The 12303-nt window shown below is 32.1% G+C and carries 12 protein-coding genes; all 12 read left to right on the forward strand.

What is annotated here, in order from left to right; all coding sequences use genetic code 11:
• The 12 genes from K337_RS0102630 (at position 1) to rsmI (ending at position 12289) form a co-directional block, all read left to right on the forward strand.
• Entirely contained in the window at positions 1–708 is a 708-nt protein-coding gene (locus K337_RS0102630) for an RsmE family RNA methyltransferase (protein ID WP_028855214.1), read from the forward strand.
• Entirely contained in the window at positions 695–2008 is a 1314-nt protein-coding gene (gene mtaB / locus K337_RS0102635) for a tRNA (N(6)-L-threonylcarbamoyladenosine(37)-C(2))-methylthiotransferase MtaB (protein ID WP_028855215.1), read from the forward strand. The genes K337_RS0102630 and mtaB overlap by 14 nt, the downstream gene beginning before the upstream one ends.
• Positions 1983–2951, forward strand: a complete 969-nt coding sequence (locus K337_RS0102640) for a LytR C-terminal domain-containing protein (RefSeq protein ID WP_028855216.1) — start codon at positions 1983–1985, stop codon at positions 2949–2951. Before mtaB ends, K337_RS0102640 begins: the two co-directional genes overlap by 26 nt.
• A gap of 8 nt (positions 2952–2959) precedes the next feature.
• The gene (gene rsfS / locus K337_RS17500; protein ID WP_037029093.1) at positions 2960–3304 is read left to right on the forward strand and encodes a ribosome silencing factor; all 345 of its coding nucleotides are present in this window, start codon (positions 2960–2962) and stop codon (positions 3302–3304) included.
• A complete protein-coding gene (locus K337_RS0102650) occupies positions 3297–3707 on the forward strand; it encodes a hypothetical protein (protein ID WP_028855217.1) in 411 nt (136 codons plus the stop codon). The genes rsfS and K337_RS0102650 overlap by 8 nt, the downstream gene beginning before the upstream one ends.
• Positions 3704–5500, forward strand: a complete 1797-nt coding sequence (mrdA, locus tag K337_RS17505) for a penicillin-binding protein 2 (RefSeq protein WP_037029096.1) — start codon at positions 3704–3706, stop codon at positions 5498–5500. Before K337_RS0102650 ends, mrdA begins: the two co-directional genes overlap by 4 nt.
• Positions 5501–5624: 124 nt before the next feature.
• Entirely contained in the window at positions 5625–7553 is a 1929-nt protein-coding gene (locus tag K337_RS0102660) for a ribonuclease J (RefSeq protein ID WP_084140869.1), read from the forward strand.
• Between the two features lie 80 nt (positions 7554–7633).
• The gene (yhbY, locus tag K337_RS0102665) at positions 7634–7939 is read left to right on the forward strand and encodes a ribosome assembly RNA-binding protein YhbY (RefSeq protein WP_028855219.1); all 306 of its coding nucleotides are present in this window, start codon (positions 7634–7636) and stop codon (positions 7937–7939) included.
• Positions 7940–7965: 26 nt separating this feature from the next.
• Positions 7966–9777 (forward strand): 1-deoxy-D-xylulose-5-phosphate synthase, encoded by a 1812-nt coding sequence (gene dxs / locus K337_RS0102670; protein ID WP_037029099.1) that lies wholly within the window; start codon positions 7966–7968, stop codon positions 9775–9777.
• Positions 9764–10597: an HD domain-containing protein gene (locus K337_RS0102675; RefSeq protein WP_028855221.1), complete on the forward strand. Its 834-nt coding sequence runs from the start codon at positions 9764–9766 to the stop codon at positions 10595–10597. Before dxs ends, K337_RS0102675 begins: the two co-directional genes overlap by 14 nt.
• Before the next feature lie 12 nt (positions 10598–10609).
• A complete protein-coding gene (locus K337_RS0102680) occupies positions 10610–11410 on the forward strand; it encodes a TlyA family RNA methyltransferase (RefSeq protein WP_028855222.1) in 801 nt (266 codons plus the stop codon).
• A gap of 174 nt (positions 11411–11584) precedes the next feature.
• Positions 11585–12289: a 16S rRNA (cytidine(1402)-2'-O)-methyltransferase gene (gene rsmI, locus K337_RS17510; RefSeq protein ID WP_037029101.1), complete on the forward strand. Its 705-nt coding sequence runs from the start codon at positions 11585–11587 to the stop codon at positions 12287–12289.
• The last annotated feature ends 14 nt before the right edge of the window (positions 12290–12303 follow it).

A 12303-nucleotide genomic window follows, 5' to 3' on the forward strand; every position in this document is an offset into this window, starting at 1 on the left:
ATGATAAGTGTATTTGTAGAAAAAGAAAGAATAAAGGGAAATATAGTTGAGATAAAAGATAAAAAAGACATCAATCACCTAAAAAATTCATTTCGTATGAGTGTAGGAGATGAAATCAGGGTAGTTGACGGTGAAAAAGAGTATAGATGTGAGATACTTTCACTTGAAAAGAAAGAGATCTTAGGTGAAATAAAGGAAGTTTTAGAAGATAATTATTCAACTTCTGTAAAGGTGGATATTGCCTTGGGATTATTAAAAAATGATAAGATGGATCTCTCTATACAAAAATTGACAGAGATAGGGATAAATAAAATTATTCCTATGAAAACAAAAAGAACAGTTGTAAAAGTAAAGGAAAAAAAAGATAAGTGGGTTGTAGTATCTACAGAAGCATTAAAACAATGCCAAGGAGTAAGGAAAGTGGAAATAACTGAACCTACTAATCTAAAGGATATTAATTATGATGACTATGATCTAGTATTCTTACCTTATGAAGGTGCTAATGGAAATAAGATAACTAACTATGATGGATTGGATAAATTGAAAAAAATCTTGTATCTTATAGGACCAGAGGGCGGATTTGATGATTCAGAGGTAGAATTTTTACAAAATAAAGGTGTGAAAATAATTTCTCTAGGTAGAAGAATACTGAGAGCGGAAACAGCAGCTATAGTAGCAGGAGGAGTAATTTTAAATGAAATTTGGTAAGAAAGTAGCTTTTTATACTCTAGGATGTAAAGTAAATCAATATGAGACTGAGAGTATAAAAAAACAGTTTTTAGAAGAAGGGTATGAAGAGGTAAGTTTTCAAGAAAAATCAGATTATTATATAGTAAATTCATGTACTGTAACGAGTATAGCTGATAAAAAAACTAGAAATATATTAAGTCGTGCAAAAAAACTGAATGAAAACTCTGTAGTTATAGTAACAGGGTGTTATGCTCAGACTGACGGTGAGACTCTTCTAGAAAAAGATTATATAGATTACGTTGTTGGAAATACTAATAAAACTGATATTTTGAAATTAGCAAGATCGATAGACGAACAAAAGGAAACAGAAAAAGTGGTTTCTCACAATATATTTGATGATCATGAATATTGTGAATTAGAATTTGCTACAATGAGAGAGATGAGTAGAGCCTATGTAAAAATTCAAGATGGGTGTAATGAATTTTGTTCTTATTGTAAGATCCCGTTTGCTAGAGGAAGAAGTAGAAGTAGGAAACTAGACAGCATCTTGACAGAAGTTGAAATATTAACCGGAGAAGGGTATAAGGAAATTATCTTAATAGGTATAAATATGGGTGTCTATGGCGAAGACTTAGAAGAGGGAAAAAACTTTGAAGACCTATTAGAAGCAGTTACTGTAATAGAAGGTGTAGAAAGAGTAAGGCTTGGATCTATCTATCCAGACAAGATTAATGACAGATTTATAGATATTATGGCAAATAATTCTAAAATGATGCCACACCTGCATATATCTCTCCAGTCTTGTGATGATGAAGTTTTAAAATTAATGAAGAGAAAATATGGAACGGAGCTTGTAAAAGACAGGTTATTAGGATTGAAAGAAAAGGTGAAAGACCTAGAATTTACAGCAGATGTAATCGTAGGATTTCCACAAGAAAAAGATGAAAATTTTCAAAATACCTATAACTTGATAGGGGAAATTGGATTTTCAAATCTTCATATCTTCCCATATTCTGACAGGGAAAATACTGTAGCCAGTAGATTATCTGGTAAGGTAGATGGAAATGATAAAAAAACTAGAACTAAAAAACTAGAGAGTTTGAGAAAAGAGATGGAAGACTTATCCAAGGAAAAAAATATTGGTAAGAAAACGAAAGTATTGGTAGAAACTATAAAAGACGGTTATGCTTACGGGTATACAGAGAACTATCACAGGATAAAAATGATAGATTCTGGATATAAAGTGAGTGAGATAGTAGAAGTAGAAATATATTTAGAAGAGGGGAAACTTTATGGCAAAGAGACAGAAAAAATCTAAATTATTAAGCATTATAATATTTCTTGTGATAACTCTAATAGGTTTATTGTATATGAATATTAACAATAATAACAAAAGGATAATAGATCTTCCGAGATATATGGTGATAGGAAAAGAAAATGTATTTGTTGTGTACGAAGATAAATTATCGCTCAGTATACCCTTTGATATCCAGTTAAACGGAGAGAAAACTATAGCAGATTTGAATAAGGTAGGTAACTATCGTGGGATAATGGATGGGATAAATGAACTTCTTCCAGAAAAGGTAGATAGTTTTGAAGTGGTAAAAAATGGTGAAGTTAGATTAAACGTAGCCTATAAATATAATGTTCCAGAAGTTGTGATAGAAGACAAAAGATATGTATTAACTTCTAATTTAAATTCATTATTCATGAAAAAATATTATAAATCTAATGGTGAAACTGCGGAAAATGTAATAGTGGACGTATTGAATGGTAATGGAAAATCTGGATATGCAGGCAGAACAGGAAAAAAGATAGAGGCTGCACTTTCGTACAAATATAATGCTGCTAACTATGAAAGGGACAGTGAATATAGTTATATAATCAACAAAGACTTACAAACTCATCAAATAGAAGATTTAATCATGAGTTTAGATGAAAAGTATATCAAGATAAAATCAGAATTAGACCTCCCGACTCTGGCTAATGCTGTGATAATTTTAGGAAAAGAAGAAAATATACAAACTAAAATTAATATCCATGGTACAGACAAGGTAACTGGATCTGCTAAAAATATTTTGGTAAAAGACGGATATAAAAATGTTTCTACAGGAACTGAAAATGGTAATCTAACTGTAGTAGAATATAGATCAGAAGACTACTATATAGCCTATAAAGTAGCTAAGAAATTAGGAATACAAAATATGGTAGAAAGCAACAGTGGAAAAAATAACATAATTAATGTCTACATAAAAGAATAGGGGGAGCTATGTTAGAGAAATTAGAAAAGATAGTCGAAGCTATTGAAAGCAAGAAGGGACAAGAGTTAATAATCCTTGATTTTCAAGGAAAAAACTCACTATGTGATTATGCTGTAATATGTACAGGATCATCTAATAGAAATATAAGGGCTATCTCAGAGGAAGTAGAAGTTAAATTAATGGAATTGGATGAAAGAAGACTGCATATAGAAGGACAGGATGAAGCTCATTGGGTATTGATTGATGGGGATGATGTAATGGTACATGTTCTAGATCAAGAGACAAGAGATCTTTATAGATTAGAGGAGTTATGGGGATATGCTAATGTAGTTTTCCCTAGATTAGATGCTTAATTTTCTTATTCTGGTTTTAATCTTTCTAGAGAATTCTTTGGTGGTAACTTTTCCTTATAATATAATAGCTCTACCGTATTTAACATATTTAGCTTATAAAAGAGGTAAAAATGGGATATTTGAGGTTATATTAATCTGCCTGATAATATCTAAGGATAAAAATGTTTTGATAGAACTATGGATTATTTTTGTTATTATATTTATGATAAGTTATTTCTTGTCTAAGGTATTAGGATATGAAAAGATAAATATAGTTTATTATAGTTTGATACAATTTATTATTTATGGAACATATTTATATATAAAATTGCCGTATTTTTATCCCTATCAAGGGGTAATTATGTTTGGCGGATATCTGCTATTTAACTATAGTTTTATAAAAAAATTAAGGAAAAATATATGAAATTAAAAAGAAAAATGCTATCGGTAAAATTAAAAAGATCGGAAAAAGGAAGGGGAGAAAACTTCCTAATAATAGTTGCAATAATATATAGTTTGATCTTTGCACGACTTTTTTTTATGCAGATAGTAAAAGTAGAAAAATATAAAAAGATGTCTAATAAAAACAGTATTAAAGTAAAGAGAATAAACGGTTATCGTGGTAAAATATACGATTCAGAGGGAAAACTCTTAGTAAATAATGAAGCTGGATATAGATTAGTTTATCTAAATGAAAGAAAATATGATGAAAAAAAATTAGATGAGATGTCAAAACTTTTGGGATATGACAAAGAAGTGATAGAGAAGAAGATAAAGTATGGAGAAATCTATAATTATACTCGAGAAAATGTTATTTTTGATGATATTTCCAAAGAAAAAGCTCATAAGATAATAGAGAAAAATTCAGATTACCCATATTTAGAAGTTCAAATTTATTCTAAAAGAAAATATCTTCATGATTCCTTGGGATCTCATATTTTGGGGTATGTAAGAAACGTTTCTTCGGCTGAATATGAAAAAATGAAGGACAGCGGGTATAAAAAAGATGATATAATAGGGAAACAAGGAATTGAAAAAGAATATGAACCATATCTCAGAGGAGAAAATGGATATAGATATATTGAGGTAAACGCACATAACAGGTTTGTTAAAACTTTAGAAGAGAAAAGTCCTAAAATAGGAGATGATATCTATCTTACTGTAGATTTTGATCTTCAACAAAAAATAACTGATTACATGAACAAAAGAAAGATGAAGGGTGCTTTCGTCGCTATAGAACCAAAAACAGGTAGAATAATAACTATGGTAAGTAATCCTGAATATCCGCTAAATACTATAATTTCTAGAATGACAACTAAGGAATGGGACGATATCATGTTCAATAAAGATAGACCTTTAGAAAACAGAGCTATAACGGGTAGATATCCGCCAGGTTCAATATTTAAAGTTTTATCGGCCCTTGCTTTTTTAGAGGAAGGAATGAATCCTAACAAGGAATTCTTTGATCCTGGATACTACCAAATAGGTAAGTGGAAGTGGAGAAGTTGGAAAAGAGGAGGACATGGATATACAAACCTATCCAAATCTCTGATAGAATCTGTAAACTATTACTACTATAGAGCAGCAGACAAATATGGAAGAAAGAAGATGCTAGAAGTGGCGGATGCTTTTGGAATAGGTAGAAAAACAGGAGTAGATATCCCGGGAGAAAAACCAGGACTTTTGCCAGATAACGATTGGAAAAAAAGTAAATTAAAGGAACCTTGGTATACAGGGGACTCTATAAATTTGTCGATAGGACAGGGATACTTATTAGTAACCCCCCTTCAAATGGCAAAAGCTTATTCGATATTAGCTAATAAGGGGTATACTTATACTCCACACTTAGTTGAAAAAATAGTAACTGAAGAAGGAAAAATAAAGGAAATAAAAGGAGAGAGGGAGGAAGTAAAGTACAATAAGAGGTATATGGAAGAGATTAAAGAAGCCTTGGTACAAACTGTAGAAGCTAAAGATGGAACTGCAAAAAGATTGAGGACAGAGGGAGTAAGGGTGGCCGCTAAAACTGGGTCAGCTCAAAACTCAAAATATAAGAAGCCTCACTCTTGGGTTTCAGGCTATTTTCCAGCTGATAAGCCAGAAATAGCATTTACAGCTTTTATAGAAGGTGGCGGGTCCGGAGGTAAAGATGCAGCCGAAGTAGCCAAAATCTTTGTAGATGCTTATTTAGAAAAGGAAAAAAAGAATAAAAAATAAGGCAAGATAAAGGTTACTCTTAAATTAAAAGAGTTATGTTATTGTTAAATTTTTGAGAGAAAGTAAAGAAGCTTTTTCTCAAAAGTTAAGGAGGAGAAAAATGAATACAACGGAAAAGGTAGAGATGAATAAATCTTTATCTGATAATCCTGTAAAAAGAGTCAAAAGTTTTTTTAAAAGACCAAAAAAAACTGATGTTGAGACTGTGGAAAAATCAGAAAAATTAAAAAATCTAGAAAAATTAGAAAAATCAAAAATTGTAGAAGTAAAAAAAGAGACAGTAGCTAAAGATTCTATAAAGGATATAAAACATAGAAAAAAGGTTCATAAAGGACCTAAAAAAATAGTTACAAATGAGAAAGATACTCCTAAACCTAAGAAAAAAGAGGAAAAATTATTCGTTATACCTCTAGGTGGTTTAGATGAGATTGGGAAAAATATGACTTTATTTCAATATAGAGATGAGATCGTAATAATAGATGCAGGAATAGCATTTCCAGATGAAGCACTACCTGGAATAGATGTAGTAATTCCAGACTATAGTTATATAGCAAGTAACAAAGATAAGATCAAGGCACTTTTAATCACTCATGGTCATGAGGATCATATCGGTGGAACGCCGTATCTTTATCAAACTATTGACCATAATGTACCTATGTATGGTGGTAAATTAGCACTGGCTTTAGCAAAATCTAAATTTGAAAAGTCATCTTTTGGTAAATTTACACCTAAGATGAAGGAAGCTCGTGGAAGAAGTAAATTTAAGATTGGAAAATATTTTGAAGTAGAATTCATAAGTGTGACTCATAGTATCGCAGATGCATACGCTATCTGTATAAAGACACCAGCTGGAAAAGTACTTCATACAGGAGACTTTAAAATAGACTTAACTCCAGTTGATGGTGACGGAGTAGACTTCAGTAGATTAGCTAGATTAGGAGATGAAGGAGTAGATCTTTTACTTTCAGATAGTACAAACTCGGAATTAGAGGGATACACTCCATCTGAAAGAAGTGTAGGAGAATCTATAAGAAAGGAATTTGAAAAAGCTACTGGAAGGGTAATAATAGCTTCTTTTGCATCTCATATATATAGACTTCAGCAAATTGTAAATGAAGCTCATAGAGTTAATAGAAAGATTGCTGTAGAGGGAAGAAGTATGGTAAAGGTCTTCGATATTGCTTCTAAATTAGGATATTTAAAGTTACCAGAAGGAATAATGGTAAGTTTAAAGCAGATCGAAAAATTACCGGATGAGAAAGCAGTGCTGTTATGTACTGGAACTCAAGGTGAGCCACTAGCAGCTCTATCAAGAATAGCTAAAAACATGCATAAGCATATTAAGATCAGAAAAGGCGATACAGTAATAATATCTGCAACTCCAATTCCTGGAAATGAGAGAGCAGTTTATAATAATATAAATAATTTATTAAAAAATGATGCAGATGTTGTTTTCAAAAAAATAGCTGGTATCCATGTATCTGGACATGGAAGTCAGGATGAGCAAAAATTAATGCTTAACTTAGTTAGACCTAAAAACTTTATGCCTGTACATGGAGACTATAAGATGCTTATAGCTCATAAAAAAACAGGGATGGAGACTGGAATACCTGAGGAAAGAATAATTATAGCTACAAACGGAAGCAGAGTAGAGGTAACTAAATCTTATGCTAAATTAGCAGGGAAGGTAACTTCTGGAATTACATTAGTAGATGGATTAGGAGTAGGAGATATCGGTAAGATAGTTCTTAGAGACAGGCAGCAGTTAGCTGAAGATGGTGTAGTAATAATAGTGCTTACTATCGATAAAACGACTGGTAAATTATTAGCAGGACCGGATATAGTTACTAGAGGTTTTGTTTATTCTAAAGATGCAGATATCATGATCAATGAAGCTAAGGTAATTATCAGAGAAAAAATAGTAGCTTTAAAAGAAGAGGATGCTAAAAATTGGTCAACTTTAAAAACTATAACAAAAGATACAGCTAATAAATTCTTCTATGAAAAGATCAAGAGATCACCGATCATCTTACCAATAGTAATGGAAGTTTAGTAAAAATAGGATTTTTAAAATAAAAAATATAAGGGCAGCATATATGACTGCCCATTAATTAAAGAAGAGGACGGTAAAAAATGAAATTAACAAGTAAAAAAAGAGCATATTTAAGAAAAGCAGCACATGACATGTCACCATTAGTAAGAGTAGGAAAAGATGGATTTAGTGAAAATATAGTAAAAAGTATACTAGATGCAATCGAAAAGAGAGAGTTAATCAAAGTAAAAATATTACAAAATTCAGAAGTAGATAAGAAAGAATTAGCTGCTGAATTAGCTGAAAAAAGTGGTTGTGAAGTAGTAGGAATAACAGGAAGAATTATCACTTTATACAAAGAAAATAAAGATCATCCAGTAGTATCTGAAGATCTTAGAAGAATATAACTAAAAAGTTTAATTAGGGGTTTAACATGGATAAAAAAAAGCTGATAGAGGGGTTAACAATTAAATCTAATGAAATTAGAAAAATAATAATTGAAACAGTGAGTAAAAATGGAGGGCATATTGGCCCTAATTTAGGAATTGTGGAGTTAACCTTGGCAATCCATAGTGTTTTTAACTCACCTAAAGATAAAATATTATTTGATGTTGGGCATCAATCCTATGTACATAAATTACTGACTGGAAGAAAAGATAGGTTTTCTACCCTTCGTCAAAGACACGGGATAGGACCATTTACAGACAGGGCTGAATCTCCCCATGATCATTTTATATCTGGTCATGCAGGATCAGCTCTCTCAGCAGGGTTTGGGATAGCAACAGCTGATAAGGAGGATAAGGTCGTAGTAGTTATAGGTGATGCATCTATAGCTAATGGGCACTCTTTGGAAGCCTTAAATAATATGGATGGAAGGTGTGAAAATCTTATAGTTATTTTAAATGACAACGAGATGTCTATTGGAAACAATGTAGGAGCACTTTCGAAATTTTTTAGCCGTTTGATGGGCAGTAAATTTTATTTAGAGTTTAAAAATGAAGTTGAAGGAATAGTTAGGCGTGGAAAAATTGGGAATAAGATAGCTGATGTAATAGGCAGAGTCGAACATGGAGTAAAAACCATGGTTGCTCCTGTTAGTATCTCAGAATCTTTAGGGTTTAAATATGTAGGACCGGTAGATGGACATAGCTTTGAGGAGCTATTGCCGGCACTGGAAAAAGCTAAAAATTTACAGGGACCTATATTCTTGCACATAAAAACCCATAAGGGAAAGGGTTATCTTCCTGCAGAAGAAAATCCAGAAAAATTCCACGGGATATCTCCTTTTAATGTAGAAACAGGAGAAACACCTAAGGGTGGAATATCTTACTCTAAGATATTTGGGGATAAGCTGACTGAGATGGCAACAACAAATGATGACATCTATGCTCTATGCTGTGGGATGGTAAAAGGAACCGGTTTATCTGATTACTTTGCTAAATTTAAAGAACGATCCTACGATATGGGGATAGCTGAAGGACATACAGTAACCTTTGCAGGAGGACTAGCTACCCAAGGGAAAACACCATATGTAGCTATCTACTCGACTTTTTTACAGCGTGCCTATGGTCAGCTTATTCATGATATATCTATTCAAAATCTATCTGTGAATTTTATCTTAGATAGAGCAGGAATAGTAGGAGAGGATGGGAAAACTCATCAGGGATTATACGATATACCATACCTGCTGACAATTCCAAATATAAATATATTGGCTCCTACAACTAAAAAAGAACTAGAAGAAGTTTTGGAATTTTCATCTACCTATAAAGGTGGACCACTGAGTATCAGGATTCCTAGAGATAGTGCTTGGGATTATAACACCCCTGCATTTGAAATTGGGAAATGGAAAGAGATTGAAAAAGGTGACGATACCTTGATATTAGCTGTTGGAAGTATGGTAAAAGAAGTGGTTAATGTCAAAGAAGAGTTAAAAACTAGAGGTATATCTCCAACTATAGTAGGAGTTTCTAGTATCAGACCTTTAGATGAAAAATATATAAAAGAACATTTTAAAAAATATAAAAATATAATAACGTTGGAAGAAGGTCGGACAAAAAGTGGCTTTGGAAGTTTTCTCTTGGAGATGACAAATTCTATGGATATCTATAAGAAAATCTTTAGATTGGGAATAGAGTGTGATTTTATACCTCACGGTAAAAGAGGGGAACTTTTAGAAGAATTTGGACTTAGGGGGAGACCTCTTGTTAATGATATTGAAAGGTGTGTAAATGCAAAATATTAATAGAAAAGCAAAAAGATATATAGAGATATTGTTGGAATTTCCGGTAATAGATCAATTGAAAGAGATGGAAGATTTAGGGGTTTCTGTAACAACTCATACCTATGATGTTTTGGAGATTGCCATAAGAGATCTAAAGAAATCTTATCGTAACCTAAAAAGAGCAGGAGAAGAGTTAGACCTATTTGCTATGCTTGTGGGAATCATAATTCATGATACTTCAAAAGCAAGTTTAAGGGTAGGAGGAGATTCTATCTTATCTCATAGTCAGGTAATGTTGAAAAAGCCTGATAGGATAAGAAAAGAAGCTACAGGAATATTAAAGAAGATGGAAGAGGAAACTGGATTGATCTTGGATCCTAATACTGAGAGAAAGATAGTTCATATTGTGCTGTCTCACCATGGTAGATGGGGAAGAGTTACTCCAAGTACTAAGGAAGCTCTTATGGTTCATAAAGCTGATGAATACTCGGCAAAATATCATAGGATAAATCCTATTGGTGCGGATAAAATAGTAGAATTAATGGCGAAAGGTCATAGTTTGGACGAAATTAAAGATAAACTGGATTGTACTAGTGGCATTATAAAAGATAGGCTTAAAAGAGCAAAGGTAGAGTTGAAATTAAAAACAAATAAGCAACTACTAAATTATTATAATGCCAACAAAAAGATTGTTATCGGGGATGAATTCTTCATAAAAAGAATCACTGAGACAAAGGACTTAATTAGAAGAGTAGATAAATTTGGATTTGAAACATTGGTAAAACAGTGTGAATTATTCAATCATTTTAACGATAATAAAATATTTGATAGAGATCTGTAAAAGGGGTTGTAGATGAAAGAAAGATTAGATGTACTTTTGGTACAACAAGGTTTTTTTGAAACAAGGGAAAGAGCTAAAAGAGCTATTATGGCAGGAGTTGTAATAGTGGATAATAAAAAAATAGAAAAAGCAGGTACCGCGATAAAATGGACCGATGAATTCCCTGAGATTAGGATCAAAGGGGAAGTTTTGAAATATGCCAGTCGTGGAGGGCTTAAGTTAGAAAAAGCTATAAAGATATGGAACCTTGATTTTTCAGGGAAAAAAATACTAGATGTAGGAGCTTCTACAGGTGGATTCACAGATTGTGCACTGCAACATGGTGCAGCTTTTGCCTATTCTATGGATGTAGGAACCAATCAATTAGACTGGAAACTTCGTAAACATGAACAGGTAAAATCTATCGAAGGTACACATATAAAAGATCTTACTTTAGAAGAAATTGATAATAGTGAAATAGATTTTATTGTTATGGATGTGTCTTTTATCTCTATAACTAAGGTAATTCCCCATCTGATTAAATTTATGAATGAAGATACTAAATTAATGGCTTTAATTAAGCCACAATTTGAGGTAGGACGTGAAAACATTGAAAAAGGTGGGATAGTAAAAGATCCTAAGAAGCACAAGATGGCCATAGATATGGTAGTAGAAAGTGCAGCTGAACATGGAATGAAATTACATCAATTAGACTTTTCTCCTATAACAGGCGGGAAAGGAAATATAGAATATATCTCATTATTTTCATTGGCAGAGACTAAAAACACTATAGATATAGATAAAGTTGTAGAAGAGAGTAAAAAGTTAAGATAAAATAAACTCTTTCCTTGTTGTCGTTTTCTCTTAATTTAAGAGAAAACTATCGCTAAATCTTTTAGCTTTGGTTTCTTTTTGACATTATAATTTTTTTATAATTGTAAGAAAAATTTGTACTGATCAATTTAGAAATCATAAATTAGGAAGAGGGGAATAAGAGGAGATAAAAAAATGTTATATATTGTAGCAACTCCAATAGGTAACCTAGAGGACATGACTTATAGAGGAGTAAGAATTCTAAAAGAAGCAGATTATATATTTGCTGAAGACACTAGGGTAACTAAAAAACTATTAAATCATTTCGAAATTGAAAATATAGTATACAGGTACGATGAACATACTAAGGGACATCAAGTTGATAATATAATAAACTTGCTTTTAGAAGGAAAAGATATAGCCTTAGTTACAGATGCAGGAACACCTTGTATTTCAGACCCTGGGTATGAAGTGGTGGATGCTGCCCTTAATAAGGATATAAAAGTAGTTCCTGTAGCAGGTGTAAGTGCACTTACGGCCGCCGCTTCAGTAGCTGGAATATCTATGAAAAGGATTGCTTTTGAAGGGTTTTTACCTAAGAAAAAAGGAAGACAAACTCTGTTAAAAGAGCTGGCTAAAGAGGAAAGGGTAGTTGTGTTATATGAATCTCCCCATAGAATCTTAAAAACTGTAAAGGAAGTCAATGAATATTTTGGAGACAGATATGTAATAATAATTAGAGAAATTACAAAGATGTATGAAGAGATAATCAGAGGGAAAACTTCAGAAATAATCGAAAGATTAGAAGCTAATCCTATAAAAGGTGAAATTGTTCTTTTGATAAAGGAAGAAGAAATAACTAAAAAAAGAGAAAAAGTAAATAAATATGCAAGAGATTAAATCGTAGCCAAAAA

Origin of the sequence: Psychrilyobacter atlanticus DSM 19335, assembly GCF_000426625.1 — a bacterium.
Classification (GTDB): domain Bacteria; phylum Fusobacteriota; class Fusobacteriia; order Fusobacteriales; family Fusobacteriaceae; genus Psychrilyobacter; species Psychrilyobacter atlanticus.